We start from the raw sequence: 22,732 nt of genomic DNA on the forward strand, positions 1-22,732 counted from the left end.
CGCCGCCGGGCGCGGGCCCGGGGTCGGCCCGCCCGGCTTCGGGGCGGCGGGGGCGGCCGGCGCGGAAGGCGCGGCGGCAGCCGGGGTCGGACGGGGACCAGGGGTCGCGCTGGGGCGCGGACCCGGGGTCGGGGCGCCCGGCTTCGGGGCACCCGAGCCGGCGGCGGGGGAGGGCGCCGCGGTCTTCCGCGGGCCCGGCTTGGCAGCGGAACCACCACCGGTGGGGGACACACCAAGCGCGTCAGTCAACTTGCGCACGACCGGCGCCTCGATCGTCGAGGACGCCGAACGGACGAACTCGCCGAGCTCGGTGAGCTTGGCCATGACGGCCTTGCTCTCCAAGCCAAGCTCCTTGGCGAGTTCGTAAACCCGGACCTTAGCCACTTCACTCCTGTCTATGAGTCCGGGGGTCTCGTCCGCCGGACTGTCGCTACTTCATGGGCGTACCCATCGCGTACTCATCGCGTACTCATCGAGTGCTCATCGCAATCTCGACCTACTTCCACATCGCGAGGTACCTGACTGGTGGCACGGCGCGCGGCTGCCCGAACGCTGTGCTTGTTGCGGTGGTTCTCCGCCGCGCGAGCGGCGGCCGTCGCGGGAGGCGGCCCTGCTACGAGGCTTCGCCCGCCCGCTCCCCGATGAACCCGCGGAGCCGCTCGGTGTCGAGCGCGCCCTGGAGCCGGAAGGCCCGGGGGAACGCCCGACGGCGGACCGCGAGGTCGAGGCAGGCCGGATCGGGGTGCAGATGAGCGCCCCGGCCCGGGAGTGCGCCACGGGGGTCAGGGACACACTCGCCCTCGACCGCCGTGACACGCAACAGCTGGTGCTTGGCCGCGCGCTTGCGGCAGCCCACGCAGGTGCGTTCCGGGCGTGCCCGGACGTGCGTCCGGCCAGACGAAGGCAAGTCTACCCCTCCGAAGCGACATGGCGCCGCCCCACCGATCCCGAAGGACCGACGGGGACCGTCCAGGACAACACTGATTACCGGGCCTGCGATTCCTCGGCCTGGCCCTCGGTGTCCGGCCGGATGTCGATCCGCCAGCCGGTCAGGCGTGCGGCCAGGCGGGCGTTCTGCCCCTCCTTGCCGATCGCCAGCGACAGCTGGTAGTCCGGAACGATCACCCGGGCGGAGCGCTGGGCGGCGTCCACGATCTCCACGCTGGTCACCCGAGCGGGCGACAGGGCGGCGGCCACCATCTCCCGGGGGTCCTCGGACCAGTCGACGATGTCGATCTTCTCGCCGTGCAGCTCGCCCATCACCGCGCGCACCCGGGAACCCATCGGGCCGATGCAGGCGCCCTTGGCGTTCAGGCCCTGACGGCGCGACCAGACCGCGATCTTGGTCCGGTGACCGGCCTCACGGGCGATCGCCGCGATCTCCACGCTGCCGTCCGCGATCTCCGGGACCTCCAGCGCGAACAGCTTCTTCACCAGGCTCGGGTGGGTGCGCGACAGCGTCACCGAAGCACCGCGCACACCCCGGCGCACGGCCACCACGTAGCACTTCAGCCGGGTGCCGTGCCGGTAGTCCTCACCCGGCACCTGCTCCTGCGGCGGGAGGATGGCCTCCAGCTTGCCGATGTCGACCAGCACGTTCTTCGGGTCGTTGCCCTGCTGGACGACACCGGTGACGATGTCGCCCTCCTTGCCGGCGTACTCACCGAAGGTCTGGTCGTCGGCGGCGTCGCGCAGGCGCTGCATCATCACCTGGATGCCGATGCTGGACGCGATCCGGCCGAAGCCGTTCGGGGTGTCGTCGAACTCCTTCGGCTCGACGCCCTCGTCCAGCTCCGCCGGGTCCTCCATGGCCCACACGGTCACGTGGCCGCTCTTGCGGTCCAGGTGCACCCGGGCCCGGCGGCGCGAGCCCTCGGTGCGGTGGTACGCGGTGAGGAGGGCGGACTCGATGGACTCGACCAGCAGGTCGAAGGGGATGTTCTTCTCGTTGACCAGCGTGCGCAGGGCACTCATGTCGATGTCCACGGCTACGCCTCCTCGTCTTTCGTCACGTTCGTCATGGTCGTACGGCACCCGCGGGTCACTCGGCGCCGTCCTCCCCCTCGTCGAAGTCGGCGGCCTCGTCCAGGAGCTCGTCGTCGTCCTTGCGGTTGAACTCGACCTGGACACGCGCCCGGGCCACCTCCGCGTACGCCAGACGGCGCTCCTTCGGGCGGCCGCGCCCCTTCACCGGCTGCACCTCGACCAGTGCGCCGTCCTCGTCGGCCTCCAGCACCCGGGCGACGATCTCCCCGCCGTCCTCCAGGTGGATCTTGGCCAGCCGACCCTCGGCGCGCTGCCAGTGCCGGGGCAGGACCAGCGGACGCTCGGCACCCGGCGAGCCGACCTCCAGCAGGTACGCGTCGTCCCCCATCAGGTCCGACTCGTCCAGGGCCTCACCGACCACCCGGCTGAACTCGGCGATGGTGTCCATGTCCACGCCGCCGTCGGTGTCGACGTCGATCTGCACCTGCCGGCGGCTGCCCGCCCGGGTGACCCTGACGTCCTCCAGATCCAGTCCGGCCTGCTCGGCCAGCGGCTCCAGCAACGCTCGCAGCCGGTCGGTGTGGGTGGTGCTCATCCGGGTGGACTCCTCGGCCGCGTCTGCTGTTGTCAGAAGGTCGCCGCGTACCCCCGGTGCCACACCGGATCACGGCAGCTCGGCCCAAAGCCTATCCGGTCAAGCCCCCAACCACCGATTCCTGACCTCCGCCGGGCGCTCGCACACCACCCACTGCGAGCAACCTCACACCCGGCACCGCATCCCCGAACCGGGCCCGGGAACGTGGGGATTCTGTAATCATTCACGCCAACGAGGGCAGGCGGGGAGGCCGTCCTCCCGTACCCGTCCGGAGTGACCCCGATGCAGCCGCCCAGCCGACGGACCTTCCTGGCCCTCGGACTGTTCACCACCCTCACCGCCTGCACCGCCTCCGTCGGCGACCGGCGCGCCGGCCCCACCCCGACCCGCGACCCGGACACCCCGGTGCGCCTGCGCGCGGTCGCCGCCACCGACCTCCTGCTCGGCGCCTACGACAGCCTGCTCGCCGCCCCGGGCGCCCAGACCGCCCTGCTCCAGCCGCTGCGCGACGACGTCGTCCGGCACCGCGCCGAACTCGCCCAGGGCCTGCCGACCGCGAGCCCCTCCCCCACCAGCACCCCGTCCCGCTCCCTCCCGACCCTCCCCGAACTCGCCCTCCAGGAGCACCGGACCGCCGAGGCCCACCTCCACGACCTCGACGAGGTCAGCCCGGCCCTCGCCCGGCTGCTCGCCTCCGTCTCCGCCTGCAACGCCCTGCACGCCACGGCCCTCGGCGACCAGACCCCGGTCAAGACGCCCGACGCCGGCACCGAAGGCACCCCCGCCACCGGAGCCGCCGCCGTCCCCGCCCTCCAGACCGCCCTCAGCGCCGAACACGCCGCCGTCTACGGCTACGGCGTCGTCGGCGCCCACCTCCCCGACGACCCCCAACGCACCGACGCCCGCACCACCCACGCCGCCCACCAGGCCCGACGCGACACCTGGCAACGCCTCCTCACCACCCTCACCGCCGCCCCCACCCCCGCCGCCGGCGGCTACCAGCTCCCCTTCCCCGTCACCTCCCCCACCGACGCCACCAAACTCGCCGTCCACCTGGAAACCCGTCTGACCACCACCTACGCCGACCTGATCGCCACCATCCCCGCCCCCTACCGCCTCCTCACCGCCACCGCCCTGCGCGAATCCACCCTCCGCGCCCACCGCTGGGGCGCCCCCGCCACCCCCTTCCCCGGCATCCCCGACTGACCCCCGGCGCCCGCACCCACGCGCACCCCCACCCCAAACCCCGACAATGGACCCATGTCGGGATCCGAACCCACCCTCACCGTCCCCACCTGGCTGACGAACACCGTCACCGCCACCCACGGCGAGACCGGCCGCCAATGGCTCGCCACCCTCCCCGCCAAGGCCGCCACCCACCTCGCCGCCTGGAACCTCACCCCGGAACGGACCCTCGACCCCGGCGGCAGCCTCAGCCTCGTCGCGTACGTCCACCGCGACGACCTCTCCCCCGCCGTCCTCAAGGTCGGCCTGCCCACCCCCGAGACCGCCCCCGAGCACGCCGCCCTCACCCACTGGGCCGGCCGCGGAGCCGTCCTCCTCCTCGACGCCGCCCCCGCCGAGGGCGTCCTCCTGCTCGAACGCCTCCACGGCGGGATCCCGCTGCGCTCCCTCGCCGAGCCGAAGGCCATGCTGGAGGCCACCAGCCTGCTGCACCGGCTCTGGACGGAGCTCCCCGAGGGCCACCCCTTCCCCGCCGTCGACCAACGGATCGCCACCACCGCGGACCTCGCGGAGCGCCTCGGCACCGCCGACGCGCGGCAGCTGGTCGCCGAGGCCCTGGACACCGCCCGGAACCTGGCCGACTCCGCCGACGAGTCCTTCCTCCTGCACGGCGACTTCCACCACGGCAACGTGCTGGCCGCCGACCGGTCCCCCTGGCTGGCCATCGACCCGCGCCCGCTGGCCGGCGAGCGCGCCTACGACCTGGCCCGCCTCGCCCTGGACCGGGCCGACACCCTGGTCGGCTCCCCCGGTGCCCCCGCCGCCGCCCGCCGCCGTCTGGGCCGGCTCTCCGAGTCCCTCGAGGTCGACCGGGAACGCCTCCACGGCTGGACCCTCTTCCGCGCCGTCGACCTCGCCCTCCGCGCCCTCGCCGCGGACCGCCGCGAGGACGCCGAGCTCTACCTCGAATTCGCCAACTCCCTCTGACCGGAAGGCCCTTGCGAGGCCTGCCGGCCTGCACCGGACCTGCGCCGGACCCACACCGGGCCTACACCCCGGCAGCTCCCCGCAGCGGCAGCCGGGCCCCCATCACCGCGTACAGCCGGTCCGTCGCCGGGAACTGCACCGCCCGCGCCAGGTCCTGGTACCCCAGCGCCCGGTACAGCCGCCGCGCCGGGGTCTCCGCGTCGATCGCCGAGAGGATGCTCCGCTCCAGGCCCGACCCCTCGCACAGCGTCCGGATGATCCGCGAGCCGACCCCCTGCCCCTGGAACTCCGGCAGCACGTGCAGCTCGGTGACGGCGAACACCCCGTCCAGCCAGTCCCCGTACCCCCCGGCGGTCAGGTAGGGCTCGATCACGGTGCTCCACCAGTGTTCCCGCCGGTTGGGCATCCCGTACCCGAACCCGACCAGCCGCCCCCCGCTCATCGCCCCCAGCGCGATCACCCCGGGCTGCTGGGCGTGCCGCCCCACGATGTGCAGCCGTACCGCGACCTCCTCGGGCGTCAGCCCGAAGGCCACCGCCTGGACCTCCAGCGCCTGGGGCGCCCAGGCCGCGAGGTCGATGGCCTCGATCGTCACACCGGTCAGCTGATCCATGCTCCGGACGTTACTACCCGCGGCCCCGCGGCGCGGCCGAAGATCCCAACAGTGCCTCGCCCGTCCCCCACCGTCCCCCACCGGCCCCGCCCCGGCCCGTCCCGACCCGGACCCGCCCCGTCTCAGAACAGCACACTCATGAACGCCCCGACCTCCCGGAACCCCACCCGCCGGTACGTCGCCCGGGCCCGCAGGTTGAAGTCGTTGACGTACAGCGACACCACCGGCGCCACCTCCCGCAACGCGACCTCCAGGACCGCCGCCATCCCCGTCTCGGAGAGCCCCCGCCCCCGGTGCTCCGGAGCGACCCAGACCCCCTGGATCTGGCAGGCCCCTTCCGTCACCGCCCCGATCTCCGCCTTGAAGACGACCTGCCCGTCCTCTCCGAACCGCGCGAACGACCGCCCGGTGGACACGAGTTCGGCCACCCGGGCCTGGTAGAGGAGCCCGCCGTCCCCCGCCAGCGGCGACACCCCCACCTCCTCGGTGAACATCGCCACGCACGCCGGCATCAGGGCCTCGAGCTCGGCCGGCCGCACCCTGCGCACCAGCGGATCCGGCGCGATCTCCGCCGACGGCACCGCGGTCGCCAACAGCGGCTGGTGCGCCCGCACTTCCCGGGCCGGCCCCCAACTGCGCTCCAGCAGCGCCCAGAAGGCCGCCGTGGCCGCCGCGGGACCGACGATCGAGGAGCAGCGCCGCCCCTGCCGGCGGGCCCGCTCCGCGAACGCCGCGACCGCCTCCGACCCGGCGTCGACGAGGACCAGGTTCGCCCCGGCGTAGCAGAGCGCGCCCAGCGCCCCGTCCCCGTCGTACCAGCCCCACAGCTCGCCGCCGAGCCGCCACGGGTCCAGTCCGACAGCCTCGACCCTGGTCGCGACGAACGCGTTGGCGACCGGATCGCGGTGGAGGATCTCCAGGGCTTCCGGCAGGTCCGGCGGCTCCAGCACGCGGGTGGTGGCCAGGGCCCGGGCGGCCTGGAAGGAGCTCGGGAGCATCACACCTCGATCGAGCATCGAGACAGCACCTCACTGAGACGACTCTGGCCGCACCCTACTCCGTGGCCCCACCCGGCTACGGCCGCGGGGCCGTCCGCGAACGGACGGCCCCGCTTCCGGTAAGCACCGCACGGGTGCTCCCGTACGGTCAGGACAGCCGACGGCTGTCGGTACACGCTACGCGGGGATCGCTCCCGCGCGAGCACGCGGGGTTCGCTCCCCGCGCCCCGTCACTCCCCGGCGACCACGGTCGGCGCCCCGGACTCGACGCCCGCCGCCTGCATCTGCTCGGCGAGCTTGAGCGCCTCCTCGATCAGGGTCTCGACGATCTTCGACTCCGGAACGGTCTTGATGACCTCGCCCTTGACGAAGATCTGCCCCTTGCCGTTGCCGGAGGCGACCCCGAGGTCGGCCTCCCGGGCCTCGCCCGGACCGTTCACGACGCAGCCCATGACGGCCACCCGCAGCGGCACCTCCATGCCCTCCAGCCCGGCGGTGACCTCCTCCGCGAGCTTGTAGACGTCCACCTGGGCGCGCCCGCAGGACGGGCAGGAGACGATCTCCAGGCCGCGCTCACGCAGCCCGAGCGACTCCAGGATCTGGTTGCCGACCTTGATCTCCTCGGCCGGCGGGGCGGAGAGCGAGACCCGGATGGTGTCGCCGATGCCCTCGGCCAGCAGCGCGCCGAAGGCGACCGCCGACTTGATGGTGCCCTGGAAGGCCGGCCCGGCCTCGGTCACGCCGAGGTGCAGCGGGTAGTCGCACGCGGCGGCGAGCTGGCGGTAGGCGTTGATCATCACGACCGGGTCGTTGTGCTTGACCGAGATCTTGATGTCGCGGAAGTCGTGCTCCTCGAACAGCGAGCACTCCCACAGCGCCGACTCGACCAGCGCCTCCGGGGTGGCCCGGCCGTACTTCTCCAGCAGGCGCTTGTCCAGCGAGCCGGCGTTGACGCCGATCCGGATCGGGATGCCGGCGTCCTTGGCGGCCTTGGCGATCTCGCCGACCTTGTCGTCGAAGGCCTTGATGTTGCCCGGGTTGACGCGCACCGCGGCGCAGCCGGCGTCGATCGCCGCGAAGACGTACTTCGGCTGGAAGTGGATGTCCGCGATGACCGGGATCTTCGACTTCTTGGCGATGATCGGCAGCGCGTCGGCGTCGTCCTGCGACGGGCAGGCGACCCGGACGATCTGGCAGCCGGACGCGGTGAGCTCCGCGATCTGCTGCAGCGTGGCGTTGACGTCCGCGGTCACCGTGGTGGTCATCGACTGCACCGACACCGGGGCGTCGCCGCCGACCGGAACGTTGCCGACCATGATCTGCCGGGAGTAGCGACGCTTGGCCAGCGGCTTGAGCGGCAGGGACGGAATACCGAGCGAGATCGCGGTCATGTGCGCAGGGTTCCCCGGGGTTGAGGTGTGGTCGACCGCCCGGCCGTGACACGGCCGAGGCCGGGCGCGCTGACGATCGCGCACCCGGCCTCCACGGTACGGCACCGCCATGGCGCCCAGCACACCCGTGGTACCCGAACGCCCTAACTGATCTTCACCGGGTTCACCAGGTCGGCGACCATCACCAGCAGGGTGAAACCGATGAAGATGCTGGCCACCACGTACGCCACCGGCATCAGCTTGGCGACGTCGAAGGGGCCCGGGTCGGGCCGCCTGAACAGCTGTGCGAACCGGCGCCGGACCGCCTCCCAGGCCGCGCCGGCGATGTGCCCGCCGTCCAGCGGGAGCAGCGGCAGCATGTTGAAGAGGAAGAGCGACAGGTTGATGCCGGCCAGCAGGTTCACGTAGAACGCGATCCGCTGGGTGCCGGGGATGTCGAGCGAGAAGACCTCGCCGCTGACCCGGGCGGCGCCCACCATGCCGATCGGCGAGTCCGGGTCGCGCGGGGCGTCGCCGACGACCGCGTTCCACAGCCCCGGGATCTTGCCCGGCAGGGCGATGAGCGACTTCACCCCGTTCTCGGCCGTGTCGTACATCCGGTCGAGCGACTGCCCGAATCCCAGCTGGACCACACCACTCGCGGGGGTGAATCCGAGGAACCCGGCCTCGACGGTCTGGCCCTTGAGCGGGACGCCGTTGCCGTCGTACTTCTGGACGTCGTTGACCGCGATGGTCGGGTTGAGGGTGAGCTGCTCCCCGCCCCGCTCGACCACGACCGGCACGCTCTTCCCGGCCGACTCGCGGATGTCCGCCTGGAGCTGCGCGTAGCTGTCGATCCGGTCCCCGTCGAAGGAGAGGATCTTGTCGCCCGCCTTCAGTCCGGCCTGGGCGGCCGGGGTCTGGGGGGCGCCCTCCGGGCAGGTGTCCCTGGGCTGGCCCGCCTTGACCACGCACTTCTCGACGGAGCTGACCGTCGGCACGCTCATGTTGACGCCGAAGCCCATCATGACGGTCAGGAAGAGCCCGAACGCCAGGATCAGGTTCATGAACGGCCCGGCGAACATGACGATCATGCGCTTCCAGGGCTTGCGGGTGTAGAAGAGCCGCTGCTCGTCACCCTCCTGGATCTCCTCGTAGGAGGCCTCGCGGGCGTCCTCGATCATGGTGCGCCAGGGCGAGCTGCTGCGCTTGGTGATCCGGCCGTCCTCACCCGGCGGGAACATCCCGATCATCCGGATGTACCCGCCGAACGGGATCGCCTTGATGCCGTACTCGGTCTCGCCCTTCCGGCGCGACCAGAGGGTCGGGCCGAAGCCGACCATGTACTGCGGCACCCGGATGCCGAACAGCTTGGCCGTGGAGAGGTGGCCGAGTTCGTGCCAGGCGATCGAGATGAGCAGCCCGATGACGAAGACCAGGATGCCGACCACCGTCAAAACCGTTGCCACCGTTGGTCCTCCGTCATGCCGCTCCGCTCATCGTCTCGTCCTACCGCAATCTGGGCCATCGGCCGACCGTCAGCCGGCCGCCAGCTCGCGGGCCCGGGCGCGCGCCCAGTCCTCCGCGTGCAGGACGTCCTCCACCGTCAGGGAAGTTCCCGCCGCGGCGCCGTCCCGCTGACCGTGCTCGGCCACGACCTTGGCAACAGTGTCCACGATTCCGGTGAAAGCGAGGCGGCCCTTCAGGAACGCCTCCACGCACTCCTCGTTGGCCGCGTTGAAGACCGCCGGGTTGGTGCCCCCCAGCGAGCCCACCTCACGGGCCAGCTCGACCGCCGGGAAGGCCTCGTCGTCCAGCGGGAAGAACTCCCACGTGGCGGCCCTGGTCCAGTCGCAGGCGGGAGCGGCGTCCGGCACCCGGTCCGGCCAGCCCAGGCCCAGCGCGATCGGCATCCGCATGTCCGGCGGGCTGGCCTGGGCCAGGGTCGAACCGTCGGTGAACTCCACCATCGAGTGCACCACCGACTGCGGGTGCACCACGACCTCGATCCGGTCGAACGGCACGTCGTACAGCAGGTGCGCCTCGATCACCTCCAGGCCCTTGTTCACCAGGGTGGCCGAGTTGATCGTGACGACCGGGCCCATCGCCCAGGTCGGGTGCGCCAGCGCGTCCTGCGGGGTCACCCCGGCCAGCTGCTCACGGGTGCGGTTGCGGAACGGGCCGCCGCTGGCGGTGACCACCAGCTTGCGCACCTCGGCCCGGGTGCCGCCGGCCAGCGCCTGGAACAGCGCGGCGTGCTCGGAGTCCACCGGCACGATCTGGCCCGGCTTCGCCACCGCCTTCACCAGCGGACCGCCGACGATCAGCGACTCCTTGTTGGCCAGCACCAGCACCCGGCCCGCCTCCAGCGCGGCCAGCGTCGGCCGCAGGCCGATCGAACCGGTGATGCCGTTCAGCACCGAGTGGCACTCCAGGGCGGCCAGCTCGGTCGCCGCGTCCGGGCCCACCAGCACGGTCGGCAGCGGACGGCCCGCCGCCTTCGCGGCCAGCGCCTCGCGCAGCGCCGGCTCGGCCGCCGGATCGGCCACCGCCACGGTGTGCACGCCCAGCCGCACCGCCTGCTCGGCGAGCAGCTCCACCCGGCCGCCCGCCGCCGACAGGGCGACCACCCGGAAGCGGTCCGGGTTGCGGAGCACCACGTCGATGGCCTGGGTGCCGATCGAGCCGGTGGAACCCAGGATCACCAGCTCCCGGGGGCCGGAGGGGTCCGCCACGGTGGGCGTGAAGCGCAGCTGCGGGTGGGCGAGCGAAGTCATGCGCCCATTGTGTCCCCTCCGCGGCACCGCCCCGGACTTCCGCGGGCTCCTGCGGGCTTCCGCGGCCTTCTGCGGGCTTCCACAGGCTTCCGCGGCCTTCTGCCGGATTCCCCGGGCCGAGCCGCCCGTCGCGGGCTACCGTCGGAACCATGCGTACCGTCATCGCCGGAGGCCACGGACAGATCGCGCTCCGGCTGGAACGGCTGCTCGCCGCCCGCGGCGAGCGCCCCGGCGGAATCATCCGCCGCCCCGAACAGGCCCAGGACCTCGTCGACGCCGGCGCCGAGCCGCTGCTGCTCGACCTGGAGGCCGCCACCGCCACGCAACTCGCCGGACTGCTGACCGGTGCCGACGCGGTCGTCTTCGCGGCCGGCGCCGGACCGGGCAGCGGCGCCGCCCGCAAGAACACCGTGGACCGGGACGCCGCCGTACTGCTCGCCGACGCCGCCGAACTCGCCGGGGTCCGCCGGTACCTGATGGTCTCGTCGATGGGCGCCGACGCCGAGGCCCGCCACCCCGCCGACGAGGTCTTCGAGACCTACCTGCGGGCCAAGGGTGCCGCCGACGACGCCGTCCGGGCCCGGACCGGCCTGGACTGGACGGTGCTGCGCCCCGGGCGGCTCACCGACGGCCCCGGCACCGGACTCGTCCGACTCGCCCCCTCGGTCGACCGCGGCGCGGTGGACCGGGCCGACGTGGCCGCCGTCCTGGCCGCCCTGCTGCACGAACCCGGCACCGCCGGCCTGACCCTGGAACTGGTCTCCGGGAACGTCGCCGTCGCGGAGGCGGTCGCCGCGGCCGCCGGGCACGACGGCTGAGCCCGCGGGGAACCCGACGGGCCCGGGGCCCCCGGGGCACCAACGCGAGGAGGGCCCGGTTCGGCGAACCGGGCCCTCCTGCCGCAGCACCGCTACGGCACCACTACGGCACCGCTACGACGTCGCTCAGTCGCTCAGAGGTCGAGGCCGGTCAGGACCATGACCTTCTCGACGGTGTAGTCGTCCATCGCGTACTTGACGCCCTCACGGCCGACACCGGAGTCCTTGACACCGCCGTACGGCATCTGGTCGGCACGGTAGGACGGCGCGTCGCCGATGATCACACCGCCGACCTCCAGCTCCCGGTGGGCGCAGAAGGCGGTCTGCAGGTCGTGGGTGAACACGCCCGCCTGGAGACCGAACGCGGAGTCGTTGACAGCCGCGAAGGCCTCGTCCACGCCGTCCACCTTGTGCAGCGACAGCACCGGGCCGAACACCTCGGCCTTGGCCAGGATGGCGTCCTCGGGCAGGTCGGCCAGCACCGTCGGGGCGTAGGTCGCGCCCTCACGGGTGCCGCCGGTGAGCACCTTGGCGCCCTTGGCGACCGCGTCCTCGACCCAGGACTCGACACGCTTCGCGGCGTTCTCGTCGATCAGCGGGCCGACGTCGGTGGCGTCGTCGCTCGGGTCACCGGTCACCTGCGCGCGGACCTTGGCGACGACCTTCTCCACCAGCGCGTCGTACACCGACGCGTCGGCGATCACCCGCTGCACCGAGATGCACGACTGGCCGCCCTGGTAGTTGGCGAACATCGCGATCCGGGTGGCCGCCCAGTCCAGGTCGGCCTCCGAGGACCAGTCGGCGAGCACCACGGCCGCGGCGTTGCCGCCGAGCTCCAGGGTGCAGTGCTTGCGCGGCACCGAGTCCATGATCTGGTAGCCGACCTTGTCCGAACCGGTGAAGGAGATCACCGGCAGGCGCTCGTCCTGCACCAGGGCCGGCATCCGGTCGTTCGGCACGGTCAGGATCGACCAGGAGCCGACCGGCAGGTCGGTCTCGGCCAGGATCTCGCCCAGCACCATCGCCGACAGCGGGGTCGACGGAGCCGGCTTCAGGATGATCGGGGCACCGACCGCGATCGCCGGGGCGACCTTGTGGGCGACCAGGTTCAGCGGGAAGTTGAACGGGGCGATCCCCAGCACCACGCCGCGCGGGAAGCGGCGCACCACCGCGAAGCGGCCCACGCCACCCGGGTCGGTGTCCAGGCGCATGGTCTCGCCGTTGGTGCGGCGCGCCTCCTCGGCGGCCCAGCGGAAGACCGACACCGCGCGGCCGATCTCACCGCGGGCCCACTTGATCGGCTTGCCGTTCTCGGCGCTGACCAGCTGGGCGAGCTCCTCGGTGCGCTCGGTCAGCCGCTTCGCCACGTGGTCCAGGGCGGCGGCACGCTGGTGCGCCGGCGTGGCGGCGAACACCGGCAGCGCGGCCACGGCGGCGTCCAGCGCCTCCTCGACCTGAGCCTCGGTCGGGATGCTCACCCTGCCGACCAGACGGCCGTCCCAGCTGTTGTGCACCTCGAAGTCGGCGTCACCGCTCGCCCGGCGGCCGGCGAGCCAGAAATCGTACGTGGTGGTCACCGTGGTACCGGCCCTCTCCTCGTCTGTCCTACGGCCCACGGACGTGGGACCCGGTTTTGAGGGTAGGCGGGGCGACGCACCGACCGGATTGGCCGACTAGGAGCGTTCGCCCCCGGGGCCACTCCACCGCGTCCTACCGGGGCACGGCCGCACCGGGCCCCGTGCACGGCCGGGCCCCAGCCAGGGGCCGCACGTGCCACCGCGGCGCGTCACTCCTCGCCGGACCGCAACGCCAGCCACAGCTCCATCCGCACGTCCGTGTCGTCCAGCGACCGGCCCAGCAGCTCCTCGACCCGGCGCATCCGGTAGCGCAGCGTGTGCCGGTGCACCCCCAGGTCCGCCGCCGCCGCGTCCCACTGGCCGTGCCGCGACAGCCACGCCCGCAACGAGGCCACCAGATCCCCGCGAGCCGTCCGGTCGTGCTCCCGCAGCGGCCGCAACAGCCCCTCCGCGAACGCCGTCACCGCGTCCTCGCCCAGCAGCGGCAGCAGCGACCCCGCGCCGACCTCCTCGTGGTCCACCGACCGGCGGCCACCACGCAGCGCCACCGCCAGCGCCCGCTCGGCCTGCGCGTGCGCCGTCCCGGCCTCCTCCAACGCGGCCGGCGCCGACACGCCCAGCGACAGGCCCTCGTGCTCCTCCACCGCGCCCAGACAGGCCCGGTGCACCGCACCGTTGTCCAGCGCCAGCACCATCAGCCGCGGCCCGTGCGCGCCGTCCTCCCGCGCCACCAGCAGCTTCTCGCCCACCCGGGCGCCCGCCTGCTCGGCCCGGTCACCCAGCTCCCCGAGCGCCTCCGCGGCATCCCCGTTCGCCGGCCCGGCCCCGGCCACCAGAACCCGCACCGTCCCCTCCGGCATCCCCCCGAACAGCCCCACCGCCACCTGGCGGGCCGTCGCCACCTCACCGGCCAGCACCATCCGCAGCAGCGCCGCGCCCATCCGCTCCTCGGCCTGCCGCAGCTCCCGCGAACGCTCCAGGGTCAGCGTCAGCAGCGCCACCGCCGCGTTCAACACGTACCGCTCGGTCGGCGTGATCCGGTCCTCGGTCCCGACCGCCAGGAAACCCCGGGCCCGCCGGTCCGCCCCCAGCGACTGGACCACCACGTAGTCCTCGTCCGCCGTGTCTATCCCCGGCGCACGCCCCTGCAACGCCGCACTCGACGGCGCCGGCCGCCGACGCAGCCGGTCCACCTCCGCCGCCAGCCGCCCCGCCCGGCGCGCCGCCCAGTCCGGCGCCACCACCGACAGCGCGCCCGACCCGTCGTACAGCGCCGCCCAACCCCCCAGCCGGGCCGCCAGCCGACGCACCACCGCCGTCGTACCGTCCTTGCCGAGCGCCGCCCGGGTCAACTCCTCCTGCGCCTCGAAGCTGGTCGTCACCGCCTCGTACTGCTCCGCGGCCAGCGCCGCCGACACCACCTTGCTGATCGCGATGAACGGCGTCGGCTCCGGCACCCGCAACAGCGGCAGCCCACGCTGCGCCGCCGCGTCCACCAGCGGCTGCGGCACCTCGGTGTGCGACAACCCCACCCCGAGCCCCAGCCCGACCACCCCCGCATCGGCCAGCCGGTGCACGTACGCCTGCAGCTGCGCCGCCGTACGGCCCAGCTTGATACCGGTGGTGAGCAGCAGCTCACCACCCTCCAGGAACGGTGTCGGGTCGTCCAGCTCACTGGTGTGCACCCAGCGGACCGGCCGCTCCAGGTGATCCGCACCGGCGAGGACCGTCAGATGGAGCGACGTGTTGCGGACGACGGAGGCGAGTGTGGGGGGCATGGCACCTTCGAAGGATCGACCTGACCGCGCCGTTGCGGCCGGGCGAGGAGAGGGACGTGGGACTGGTGAGGGTCTCTCCCCTTCATTATGGACGCCCCGGACAACCCGCACTGCCGAATCCACCTCGAAGGCGACTTCCCCGGCAGCCCGCCATCACCCCCTGAGATCCACCAGCAACGGCGGAACCTGCTCCCCCGACACCGCCGTCAACGACACCACCGCATGCCCCGCCGGCAGCGCGTGCGCCAGATCCGACGGCGACCACCGCAACCGCTCCACATCCCGCGTCGTCACCGACTCCGTCTGCGCCGTCGTCCCCGACAACGCCTTCCGCCCGATCCGCCCGGCCCGCCGTATCACGCCACCGGAGGTGTCGGGGGTGTGGGTGACCTCCGTCTCATGGACGACGTGTGTGCCCCACGCCTCCGAGAAGAACTTCCCGTCCCAAGGTGCAATACCGGGGAAGACCATCCGGCAGCCCACCGCTCCGAACAAGGGAGTCCTCAGCGATTCCGGCAGATCCATCAGGGTACGGAGCAGCAGCACAGCACCCGCATTGGCGCCGCGCATCCGCTGGAGGCCGCGAACGGTGTTCGCGTCCAGGGCGGCGGACGCGTCGTCCACCACCAGACCGGCGAACAGCGAACGGTCCTCGCGGGTGGCCGCCGCCACCACGAACTGTCCCACCACGAGACGGGAGAGAATCCGAGCGGCCTCTGGGTGGCTTCGCTCAGGCAGCTTCACCCGAACGCGGAGCGGGTGGTCAAGCGCTCGCATGGCGAATGGCAGACGGCCTGTACCGTCCGTGGCAAAGGCCCCCTCGAAAGCCGGACGGTCGAGTAGTGCCAAGCGGTCCGCAAGAAGGATCCCTGGGTCGTCGGCGCGCTCCTGCTGCCGCTGCCGGTACTCGAGGTCCCGCTCGTAGACCGACAGCCGACCCATTGCCCGAAGGGCCTTGACGAGCGGTTCCATCACATCCGGCTCCCCGGAGAGCAGCGCCCGTAGTTCACGAACCCCCGGATAGCGCCCGTAGGCCGTGTTGAACGGTCCGACCACCTGTTGAAGCGCTGTCCGGGTGCTCTCCGCACGCGCGATCAGTTCGTCAGGCAGCAAGGCGTCCGCGAGTCTGGCAGCGGCCTCGTCGGGATCCCGCGTTGCTCCGTAGAGGTCCAGCCCGTAGACCGAACCCGGCTCGCCCGGTGCGATCACCACGTCGTACCAATCGTCCGGGCCAAGGTCCGCGTCCGCTGCGCCGACCACCACGACGCATGCCGTCCCAGCCAACGTCTGGAGACACAGAGACTCCGTGACAGGCCGAGCGAGTCGAGCCGTCTTGCCGGTTCCGGCGGGACCGACGGCCAGCAGCGACGTGCCAAGGACGCTCGGATCCAAGGCGAATCCGGTCGACCGGTGACCGTGCGGGTTCTTGACCACGTCCTGCGTCGTGCCGAGAAGCACCTGCTGCACCAGCAGGTCGTGCTGGGCCCTCCTCGTCACCAGGTCCCGGGCCTCCGAGGGGTGTGAGAAAGCTGCAGCTCCTCGTGCGAGCACCTGGTCGACGAAAGCGGGGAGGAAAACAGCATCGGCCTGGGCGGACTCCCAAGCCCGCTGGATGCGGACGTAGTCGACGTCCCCCGCCTTCTCGCGATCCAGATTCTCGGCCGCCGCCAACGCTCCATTCGATCGCTGGGCGAACCACGGGTCGGCAAAGGGCGACGACTCGAGGTCGCTGGCGGGCCTGGCCGGGGCGGGCCCCTCGTGGGTGATCGCCCGAGCAAGGACCGGAGCGATGTTCTTCCGCCACCCGGAGCGTGTGAGGAAGCGGCGGGCGACCTCACGCCACCGACCGGTGCGCCAGAACACAGCAGCCGCGCAACTGATGGTGATCAGGTTGATGAGGACCTGGACGGTATTGAACTGCTCCGGCGACGTCCCGGCGAACCACCCGAGGAGTCCCACCAGCCACACGAGCACGAACGTGCCGATGTAATACGTCGCGACAGTGGCGACGAGGTTCAGGGCGGCACGCCACAGCAGCTGCCCTGTGGGGACTTTCGCTTCCTCCGCCTCGGTGGGATCGGTCCACTTGTAGCCCTGCCGGAAGATCCCGGGAGCCGCTTCCGGCCGAGGAATCGCCACCCACGCCGGAAGGTCGAAGGAGCCGTCCGCGCCCCCGCCGGGGCGTTGGTGGGGCAGGGGGGTCGGGAGTCTGGTGGTGGTGCGCTCGCTCTGGTGGTGTGCCCCGTCCTGTGCCATGTACGGCCCCGCTCCCTCGCCCGCCCGGCCCGACCGCCGTCGGTGCCGCCATACCCATGCCGCCGTACCGGCGACACGCCCGCGCTCAGGGTAGTGGAGCGTGGCCTGCGGGTAGTCGTGCCATCCGCGCTGGCCGTGCCGGACAAGTCGGACGGCGCACTGCTACCGAGTGGCGCGTGCCCGGGTGGGGAGGGCGGCCGTAGCCTGCGAAGCACCGAGCCGAGAAGTCTGGAGAAACCCCATGAGCGCCGCAACGCCGCTCCCGCAGGAGCGCCGCCTGGTCACCGCGATCCCCGGTCCGAAGTCGCAGGAGCTGCACGCCCGCAAGCTGGGTGCGGTGGCGGCCGGTGTCGGCACCACCCTGCCGGTGTACGTGTCCCGTGCCAACGGCGGCGTGTTGGAGGACGTGGACGGCAACTCGCTGATCGACTTCGGTTCCGGCATCGCCGTGACCAACGTCGGCAACAGCGCCGAGGCCGTGGTGGCCCGGACGACCGAGCAGCTGGGCAACTTCACCCACACCTGTTTCATGGTGACCCCGTACGAGGGTTACGTGGCGGTCGCCGAGCAGCTGAACGAGCTGACCCCGGGTGACCACGAGAAGCGCACCGCGCTGTTCAACTCGGGCTCCGAGGCCGTCGAGAACGCGGTGAAGATCGCCCGCGCCTACACCAAGCGCCAGGCCATCGTGGTGTTCGACCACGGCTACCACGGCCGGACCAACCTGACCCTGGCGCTGACGGCGAAGAACATGCCGTACAAGCAGGGCTTCGGTCCGTTCGCCCCCGAGGTCTACCGCGTGCCGGTCGCCTACCCGTACCGCTGGCTGACCGGTGCGGAGAACGCCGCCGCCGAGGCCGCCGCCCAGGCGATCGACACCATCAACAAGCAGATCGGCGCGGAGAACGTCGCCGCGATCATCATCGAGCCGATCCAGGGCGAGGGCGGCTTCATCGAGCCGGCCAAGGGCTTCCTGCCGGCGATCGTGGAGTTCGCGAAGGCGAACGGCATCGTGTTCGTCGCGGACGAGATCCAGACCGGTTTCTGCCGCACCGGCCAGTGGTTCGCGTGCGAGGACGAGGGCATCGTCCCGGACCTGATCACCACCGCCAAGGGCATCGCCGGTGGTCTGCCGCTGTCGGCCCTGACCGGCCGCGCCGAGATCATGGACGCCGCGCAGACCGGTGGCCTGGGTGGCACCTACGGCGGCAACCCGGTGGCCTGTGCCGCCGCGCTGGGCGCCATCGAGACCATGAAGGAGCAGGACCTCAACGGCAAGGCGCAGCGGATCGGCGAGATCATGCTGGGCCGCCTGCGGGCCATGCAGGAGAAGTACGAGATCATCGGTGAGGTCCGTGGCCGCGGCGCGATGATCGCCGTCGAGCTGGTGGTTCCGGGCGGCAAGGAGCCGAACGCGGAGGTCACCGCGGCCATCGCCAAGGCCTGCCACGCCGAGGGCCTGGTCGTGCTGACCGCCGGCACCTACGGCAACGTGCTGCGCTTCCTGCCGCCGCTGGTCATGCCGGAGCACCTGCTGAACGAGGGCCTGGACATCCTGGAGGGTGCGTTCGCCGCCCTCTGAGCGGTGTCGCCCGTCAGGTCGTGAACCCCCGCCGGAGGGTTGTCCGGACAGCGCTGAACGGCCCGTGGGGACCTCTGGTCCGCACGGGCCGTTCGGTTTCCGGCGTGCCGTGCGGGCGGTCCGGGCATGATCGACGGGACGCCCCGGAGGTTGCCCCGCGCGGGGTGAAGATGATGTGGGGAATCGCTGAAGGCGCTCGGCGTGGAAGGGCTGTTGACGTAGTGTCATCGCAGATGGACAGCGAGCCTCAGCCGTTGGCGCGGCCGTCCGTGGGGCCCCTGCGGGGGCCGGTTCCGCGGGTGCCGCACGAGGACGACCAGGCCGGCCCGGGAGGGTCGGCGCACACCGAAGGCCGATCGACCGACCGTCCGACCCACACCCCCCGGGGCGCACGGAACGGCGATCATCAGAGCCGCCCCGGAGCTCTCCCCCCTGCTCCGGGGCGGCTGTCCGCCGTCTGGGGCCGGGCGGCGCGGTCGGTGGCCGTGCCGGTGGTCGCGGTGCTGCTGCTGGTGGTGGTGTCCTGGCAGGTCGCGGCGGACGGGCCGCTGCTCGGCGTGGACCGTGCGGTCCGCCGGGCGGTCGGTTCGGCGCACCGGGATTTCCCGAGCGCCTGGTTCGACGGGCTCGGCCACCTCCTGTCGGACCTGGGCGGCAGCGTGCCGGCGATCCCGGTGCTGCTGCTGGCCGGCGCACTGGCCGCGTGGCTGGGGCGGCGGGCCGGGGCCGGGCACTGGTGGCTGCCGCTGCCGGTGGCGGCGTTGACGGCGGTGCTGATCCCGCTGCTGGTGGTCCCGGCGAAGTCGGCGTTCGCCCGGCCGGGTCCGCTCGGGGAGCCGCTGTCGGCGGGCCAGTGGGGCTGGTACCCCTCCGGGCACACGGCGACGGCGACGATCTCGTACGGGGTGGCGGCGCTGCTGCTGGCCCGGGTGGCGGGGCCGCGCGCCGTCCGGGGGCTGACGGCGGGTGCGGTGCTGCTGTCGCTCGGGGTGGGCGCGGGGCTGGTGTGGAGCGACTTCCACTGGCTGCTGGACGTGGTGGCGAGCTGGTGCCTGGCCGTCCTGGTGCTGTGGTCGTTCGCCCGGTGGCTGCCCCGGCCGGGTTCCGGGGGGCGTCAGGCCTCGGGGGCCTCCTCGTTGCGGTGAACCAGGCCGGGCTCGCCGTTGTCCCGGTGCCATTCGATGACGAGTTCGTCGCGGGCGCCGAAGCGGACGAGGTGGCGGCCGACGACGTCCTCCAGGCCGGGCAGGTTCTCGCGCTCGCCCTCGACGGTGAGCAGCAGCGCGTCGGGTTGTGCTTCCAGGGTGGCGGTGCCGGCGCCGAAGACCATCGTGCCGCGGCCGGTCTCCTCGGAGTAGACGGCTTCGATCTTGCGCCCCATGTGGGCGGTGAGCTGCTTGGCGTAACGGCCCGGGCGGTCGGTGGCGACGCGGGCTTCGGAGCGGGGCATGGGCCCTCCAAGGTCGGGAAGGGGAACTTAGGGTCCCCTCACTTGGGGCAACGCTAACCCAGATGCTGAGCTTGGCTCAACATATTTCCGCGATCGCCCTCCGCCGCCGGTGGCGGGCCCGGGACCGACGGCTACCCTTGGGCGGACGCCAGCCGAGGAGACCGCCGATGACCACCACGCCGACCGACGAACCGGCGGACCCCTCTCCCGACCCCCGGCCCGGCACCCCCGGCGCCGCCGGCATCCCTGGCACCCCCGACACCGCCGGCACCGCCGCCGAACTGGCCGACGCGATGACCAGGGCGATCAAGCGGATCCGCCGTCAGACCGGCTGGCGGCTGGAGCCGTACGGCATCACCCCCGGCCAGGCCCGGGCCCTGCGGATGCTCGCCCACGTGCCCGGTTGCGAGACGCCGGACCGCGCGATGCGGCTGAGCGAGCTCGCCGACAAGCTGCACATCGCCCCGCGCTCGGCGACCACCGTGGTCGACGCGCTGGAGGAGGCCGGTCTGGTCGAGCGCAGCCCCGACCCGGCCGACCGGCGGGCGGTGCGGATCCTGCTGACCGAGGCCGGCCGGGCGGCGGTGGAGCGGATCGGGCAGGTCCGGGACGAGGTGGCGCAGGAGTACTTCGGCGAGGTCAGCCCCGCCGACGAGGAGGTGCTGCTGCGGGTGCTGCGCTCGGCCGAGGCCCGTTTCCTCGAAGCCGGGCCACCACGCCGGTAGCGGCCCCCGGACGCAGTGCGGTGATCCCGATCCCGGCGACCACCAGCAGCGCGGCCGCGGCGGCCGTCGGGCTGATCCGCTCGCCCAGCAGCAGCCAGGCCGAGGACATCCCGAACACCGGGACCAGCAGCGAGTAGGGCGCGACGGCGGTCGCGTCGTAGCTGCGCAGCAGGAAGCTCCAGGCGACGAAGCCGAGCAGGGTGGAGACGAGCCCGACGTAGCCGATCGCCCCCAGTCCTGCCGGGGTGATCTCGCGCAGGGCGCGCAGGTCCGCCTCGGGACCCTCGACCAGCAGGGACAGGCCCAGCAGCGGCAGCGGCGGGACGGCGCTGACCCAGACCATCCAGCGCAGGGCGTCCGGCGGCGCGGCCTTGCGGGTCAGCACGTTGGCCAGGCCCCAGGCGACGGCGGCCAGGACGACCAGGGCGAAGGCCCCGAGCGGTCCGCCCGCGCCCTGGTCCCAGGCGCTCAGCGCGATGCCGGCGAAGGCGACCGCCAGGCCCGCCAGCCGCTGCCCGCCGGGGCGTTCGCGCAGCAGGACGGCGGCGAACAGCGCGGTGAAGCCGGCCTGCCCCTGGAGCACCAGGGAGGAGAGCCCGGCCGGCATCCCGGCGTGCATGCCGAGGAAGAGCAGCCCGAACTTGACCACCCCGAGGACCACGCCGACCGCCACCACCCAGCGCCAGGCCACCCGGGGCGGGCCGACGAAGAAGACCGCCGGCACCGCGACGACGGCGAACCGCAGGGCGCAGAAGAGCAGCGGGGGGAAGCTGTCCAGGCCGACGTGGATCAGGACGAAGTTGAGGCCCCAGACGGCGGCCACCAGGACGGCCAGGGCGATGTGGCGCGGGCTCATGCCGCCCCGGGCTCCGTGGCCTCCCGTGCCGTCGGTACTGCCCGTACTGCCGGCAGTGCCCGTGCCGGTACTGCCCGTGCCGGTACTGCCCGTGCCGGTACTGCCCGTGCCGGTACTGCCCGTGCTGGTGCGGCCGCTCGGGGCGGCGGCGGTTGTCGCGGTCATGGGTCGAGCATGGTGGCGCCGGACCGTGTAGCACCAGCGATGAATACTGAAGGCGACACTTTAGGATCGCTGCATGATGGATCTGGGGCGCCTGCGGGCGCTGCACGCGGTGGCGGTGCACGGCTCGGTCGGCGGGGCGGCGGCCGCGCTCGGCTTCACGCCCTCGGCGGTCTCGCAGCAGATCGCCAAGCTGGAGCGGGAGACCCGGACGGTGCTGTTGGAGCGGCAGGGCCGCGGCGTGGTGCTGACCGACGCGGCGCGCGAGCTGGCCGTCACCGCGCGGACCGTGCTGGGGCTGGTGGAGCAGGCGGAGGTGCGGCTGGAGGAGCAGCGCGGCCGGGCCGTCGGGCGGCTGCTGGTGGCCGCGTTCCCGTCCGGCGCCCGCGGGCTGATGCCCGGGGCGCTGGCCGATCTGCGGCGGCGCTGTCCGGAGCTGGACGTCCGGCTGCTGGAGCGCGACCCCTACCCGGCGGCCGAGCTGGTGGCCCGCGGCGAGGTGGACCTGGCGCTGGTGCAGGACTGGCCGACCGTGCCGCTGCCGGTGCAGGAGGGCGTCTCCCGGATGGACCTCGGCACGGACCCGGTGGACCTGCTGCTGCCCGCCGACGACGCTCTGGCCGCCCTCGACCCGGTGCCGGTGGAGCGGCTGTGCGGGCAGCGCTGGATCAGCGTGCCGCCGGGCAACATCTGCCACGACTGGCTGGTCCGCACCCTGCGCGAGGCGGGCGAGGAGCCGGACGTGCGCTACCAGGTCGGGGAGTTCGAGACGCAGATCGCCCTGGTCGCGGCCGGACTGGGCATGGGCCTGGTGCCGAGGCTCGGACGGGGCCCGCTGCCGCCGGGGGTGGCGGCCCGCCGGGTGACGCCGGAGCCGAGCCGCCGGGTGTTCGCGCTCTGGCGCTCCCAGGCCTCCCGTCGGCCGGCCATCACCGAGGCGCTGGCCTCGATGCGGGAGTGCTGGGGGCGGCTTCCGGCCTGACTGGTCCCTGCGCCGGCTCGCCCGTTCGGGCCTCG

21 protein-coding genes are annotated in these 22,732 nt (G+C 72.9%); 7 read left to right on the forward strand and 14 right to left on the reverse strand.

Annotated elements, in window-relative coordinates; genetic code table 11:
• From ACFWP2_RS37575 to rimP, 4 genes are all read right to left on the reverse strand, one after another.
• On the reverse strand, positions 1-384 hold a 384-nt coding region (locus ACFWP2_RS37575), incomplete at its 3' end, for a translation initiation factor IF-2 N-terminal domain-containing protein (protein ID WP_380460233.1).
• 229 nt (positions 385-613) lie between these two features.
• A complete protein-coding gene (locus ACFWP2_RS37580) occupies positions 614-907 on the reverse strand; it encodes a YlxR family protein (RefSeq protein WP_380460235.1) in 294 nt (97 codons plus the stop codon).
• 77 nt (positions 908-984) lie between these two features.
• On the reverse strand, positions 985-1,986 hold the full coding sequence (gene nusA / locus ACFWP2_RS37585; RefSeq protein ID WP_360354326.1) for a transcription termination factor NusA: 1,002 nt from the start codon (positions 1,984-1,986) through the stop codon (positions 985-987).
• Positions 1,987-2,041: 55 nt separating this feature from the next.
• Positions 2,042-2,581: a ribosome maturation factor RimP gene (rimP, locus tag ACFWP2_RS37590; protein WP_380460237.1), complete on the reverse strand. Its 540-nt coding sequence runs from the start codon at positions 2,579-2,581 to the stop codon at positions 2,042-2,044.
• A 282-nt stretch (positions 2,582-2,863) separates the two neighbouring features.
• On the opposite strand from rimP, the gene ACFWP2_RS37595 reads away from it, so the two are divergent.
• Both ACFWP2_RS37595 and ACFWP2_RS37600 read left to right on the forward strand, forming a co-directional pair.
• Complete coding sequence (locus tag ACFWP2_RS37595; protein WP_380460284.1) at positions 2,864-3,787, forward strand: ferritin-like domain-containing protein; 924 nt, start codon at positions 2,864-2,866, stop codon at positions 3,785-3,787.
• A gap of 54 nt (positions 3,788-3,841) precedes the next feature.
• On the forward strand, positions 3,842-4,753 hold the full coding sequence (locus tag ACFWP2_RS37600) for an aminoglycoside phosphotransferase family protein (RefSeq protein ID WP_380460239.1): 912 nt from the start codon (positions 3,842-3,844) through the stop codon (positions 4,751-4,753).
• 61 nt (positions 4,754-4,814) lie between these two features.
• On the opposite strand, the gene ACFWP2_RS37605 is transcribed toward ACFWP2_RS37600, so the two are convergent.
• From ACFWP2_RS37605 to dxr, 5 genes are all read right to left on the reverse strand, one after another.
• Positions 4,815-5,366 carry a GNAT family N-acetyltransferase gene (locus ACFWP2_RS37605; RefSeq protein ID WP_380460241.1) on the reverse strand — a complete coding sequence of 184 codons (552 nt, stop codon included), beginning with the start codon at positions 5,364-5,366 and terminating at the stop codon, positions 4,815-4,817.
• A 122-nt stretch (positions 5,367-5,488) separates the two neighbouring features.
• Positions 5,489-6,364: a GNAT family N-acetyltransferase gene (locus ACFWP2_RS37610; protein ID WP_380460286.1), complete on the reverse strand. Its 876-nt coding sequence runs from the start codon at positions 6,362-6,364 to the stop codon at positions 5,489-5,491.
• 230 nt (positions 6,365-6,594) lie between these two features.
• A complete protein-coding gene (ispG, locus tag ACFWP2_RS37615) occupies positions 6,595-7,755 on the reverse strand; it encodes a flavodoxin-dependent (E)-4-hydroxy-3-methylbut-2-enyl-diphosphate synthase (RefSeq protein ID WP_224282510.1) in 1,161 nt (386 codons plus the stop codon).
• A gap of 143 nt (positions 7,756-7,898) precedes the next feature.
• Positions 7,899-9,203 (reverse strand): M50 family metallopeptidase, encoded by a 1,305-nt coding sequence (locus ACFWP2_RS37620; RefSeq protein ID WP_380460244.1) that lies wholly within the window; start codon positions 9,201-9,203, stop codon positions 7,899-7,901.
• Between the two features lie 69 nt (positions 9,204-9,272).
• Positions 9,273-10,511: a 1-deoxy-D-xylulose-5-phosphate reductoisomerase gene (gene dxr / locus ACFWP2_RS37625; protein WP_380460246.1), complete on the reverse strand. Its 1,239-nt coding sequence runs from the start codon at positions 10,509-10,511 to the stop codon at positions 9,273-9,275.
• Positions 10,512-10,660: 149 nt separating this feature from the next.
• Here dxr and ACFWP2_RS37630 point away from each other — a divergent pair, with 149 nt between their 5' ends.
• Positions 10,661-11,329 (forward strand): NAD(P)-binding oxidoreductase, encoded by a 669-nt coding sequence (locus ACFWP2_RS37630; protein WP_380460248.1) that lies wholly within the window; start codon positions 10,661-10,663, stop codon positions 11,327-11,329.
• Between the two features lie 134 nt (positions 11,330-11,463).
• Here the strand turns inward: ACFWP2_RS37630 and ACFWP2_RS37635 are convergent, their stop codons facing one another.
• From ACFWP2_RS37635 to ACFWP2_RS37645, 3 genes are all read right to left on the reverse strand, one after another.
• Complete coding sequence (locus ACFWP2_RS37635; protein ID WP_380460250.1) at positions 11,464-12,906, reverse strand: aldehyde dehydrogenase family protein; 1,443 nt, start codon at positions 12,904-12,906, stop codon at positions 11,464-11,466.
• A gap of 209 nt (positions 12,907-13,115) precedes the next feature.
• Positions 13,116-14,684, reverse strand: a complete 1,569-nt coding sequence (locus ACFWP2_RS37640) for a PucR family transcriptional regulator (protein WP_380460252.1) — start codon at positions 14,682-14,684, stop codon at positions 13,116-13,118.
• Between the two features lie 153 nt (positions 14,685-14,837).
• Positions 14,838-16,940, reverse strand: a complete 2,103-nt coding sequence (locus tag ACFWP2_RS37645; RefSeq protein WP_380460254.1) for an ATP-binding protein — start codon at positions 16,938-16,940, stop codon at positions 14,838-14,840.
• A 241-nt stretch (positions 16,941-17,181) separates the two neighbouring features.
• On the opposite strand from ACFWP2_RS37645, the gene gabT reads away from it, so the two are divergent.
• Together gabT and ACFWP2_RS37655 are read left to right on the forward strand one after the other, a co-directional pair.
• On the forward strand, positions 17,182-18,522 hold the full coding sequence (gene gabT / locus ACFWP2_RS37650; RefSeq protein WP_380460256.1) for a 4-aminobutyrate--2-oxoglutarate transaminase: 1,341 nt from the start codon (positions 17,182-17,184) through the stop codon (positions 18,520-18,522).
• A gap of 479 nt (positions 18,523-19,001) precedes the next feature.
• Positions 19,002-19,667 (forward strand): phosphatase PAP2 family protein, encoded by a 666-nt coding sequence (locus ACFWP2_RS37655; protein WP_380460258.1) that lies wholly within the window; start codon positions 19,002-19,004, stop codon positions 19,665-19,667.
• Here ACFWP2_RS37655 and ACFWP2_RS37660 read toward each other — a convergent pair.
• A complete protein-coding gene (locus ACFWP2_RS37660) occupies positions 19,637-19,972 on the reverse strand; it encodes a DUF2218 domain-containing protein (RefSeq protein WP_360354303.1) in 336 nt (111 codons plus the stop codon). The two genes, ACFWP2_RS37655 and ACFWP2_RS37660, sit on opposite strands and share 31 nt — an antisense overlap.
• A 167-nt stretch (positions 19,973-20,139) precedes the next feature.
• Here ACFWP2_RS37660 and ACFWP2_RS37665 point away from each other — a divergent pair, with 167 nt between their 5' ends.
• Positions 20,140-20,697, forward strand: coding sequence for a MarR family winged helix-turn-helix transcriptional regulator (locus tag ACFWP2_RS37665; RefSeq protein WP_380460261.1), 558 nt, complete (start codon positions 20,140-20,142; stop codon positions 20,695-20,697).
• Here the strand turns inward: ACFWP2_RS37665 and ACFWP2_RS37670 are convergent.
• Positions 20,612-21,553 (reverse strand): EamA family transporter, encoded by a 942-nt coding sequence (locus ACFWP2_RS37670; protein WP_380460263.1) that lies wholly within the window; start codon positions 21,551-21,553, stop codon positions 20,612-20,614. The genes ACFWP2_RS37665 and ACFWP2_RS37670 overlap by 86 nt on opposite strands.
• Positions 21,554-21,791: 238 nt before the next feature.
• On the opposite strand from ACFWP2_RS37670, the gene ACFWP2_RS37675 reads away from it, so the two are divergent.
• Positions 21,792-22,697, forward strand: a complete 906-nt coding sequence (locus ACFWP2_RS37675; RefSeq protein ID WP_380460265.1) for a LysR family transcriptional regulator — start codon at positions 21,792-21,794, stop codon at positions 22,695-22,697.
• Positions 22,698-22,732 lie beyond the last annotated feature (35 nt).

This window comes from Kitasatospora sp. NPDC058444 (genome assembly GCF_042721415.1).
GTDB lineage: Bacteria > Actinomycetota > Actinomycetes > Streptomycetales > Streptomycetaceae > Kitasatospora.

Excerpts from the sequence above, each read along its gene's own strand:
- gabT (WP_380460256.1), top strand. The coding sequence starts at position 17,182 with ATGAGCGCCGCAACGCCGCTCCCGCAGGAGCGCCGCCTGGTCACCGCG.
- ACFWP2_RS37665 (WP_380460261.1), top strand. The coding sequence starts at position 20,140 with ATGACCACCACGCCGACCGACGAACCGGCGGACCCCTCTCCCGACCCC.
- ACFWP2_RS37670 (WP_380460263.1), bottom strand. The coding sequence starts at position 21,553 with ATGAGCCCGCGCCACATCGCCCTGGCCGTCCTGGTGGCCGCCGTCTGG.
- ACFWP2_RS37640 (WP_380460252.1), bottom strand. The coding sequence starts at position 14,684 with ATGCCCCCCACACTCGCCTCCGTCGTCCGCAACACGTCGCTCCATCTG.
- rimP (WP_380460237.1), bottom strand. The coding sequence starts at position 2,581 with ATGAGCACCACCCACACCGACCGGCTGCGAGCGTTGCTGGAGCCGCTG.
- ACFWP2_RS37595 (WP_380460284.1), top strand. The coding sequence starts at position 2,864 with ATGCAGCCGCCCAGCCGACGGACCTTCCTGGCCCTCGGACTGTTCACC.
- ACFWP2_RS37675 (WP_380460265.1), top strand. The coding sequence starts at position 21,792 with ATGATGGATCTGGGGCGCCTGCGGGCGCTGCACGCGGTGGCGGTGCAC.
- ACFWP2_RS37610 (WP_380460286.1), bottom strand. The coding sequence starts at position 6,364 with ATGCTCCCGAGCTCCTTCCAGGCCGCCCGGGCCCTGGCCACCACCCGC.
- ACFWP2_RS37630 (WP_380460248.1), top strand. The coding sequence starts at position 10,661 with ATGCGTACCGTCATCGCCGGAGGCCACGGACAGATCGCGCTCCGGCTG.
- ACFWP2_RS37660 (WP_360354303.1), bottom strand. The coding sequence starts at position 19,972 with ATGCCCCGCTCCGAAGCCCGCGTCGCCACCGACCGCCCGGGCCGTTAC.
- ACFWP2_RS37645 (WP_380460254.1), bottom strand. The coding sequence starts at position 16,940 with ATGGCACAGGACGGGGCACACCACCAGAGCGAGCGCACCACCACCAGA.
- ACFWP2_RS37605 (WP_380460241.1), bottom strand. The coding sequence starts at position 5,366 with ATGGATCAGCTGACCGGTGTGACGATCGAGGCCATCGACCTCGCGGCC.
- dxr (WP_380460246.1), bottom strand. The coding sequence starts at position 10,511 with ATGACTTCGCTCGCCCACCCGCAGCTGCGCTTCACGCCCACCGTGGCG.
- ACFWP2_RS37600 (WP_380460239.1), top strand. The coding sequence starts at position 3,842 with ATGTCGGGATCCGAACCCACCCTCACCGTCCCCACCTGGCTGACGAAC.
- ispG (WP_224282510.1), bottom strand. The coding sequence starts at position 7,755 with ATGACCGCGATCTCGCTCGGTATTCCGTCCCTGCCGCTCAAGCCGCTG.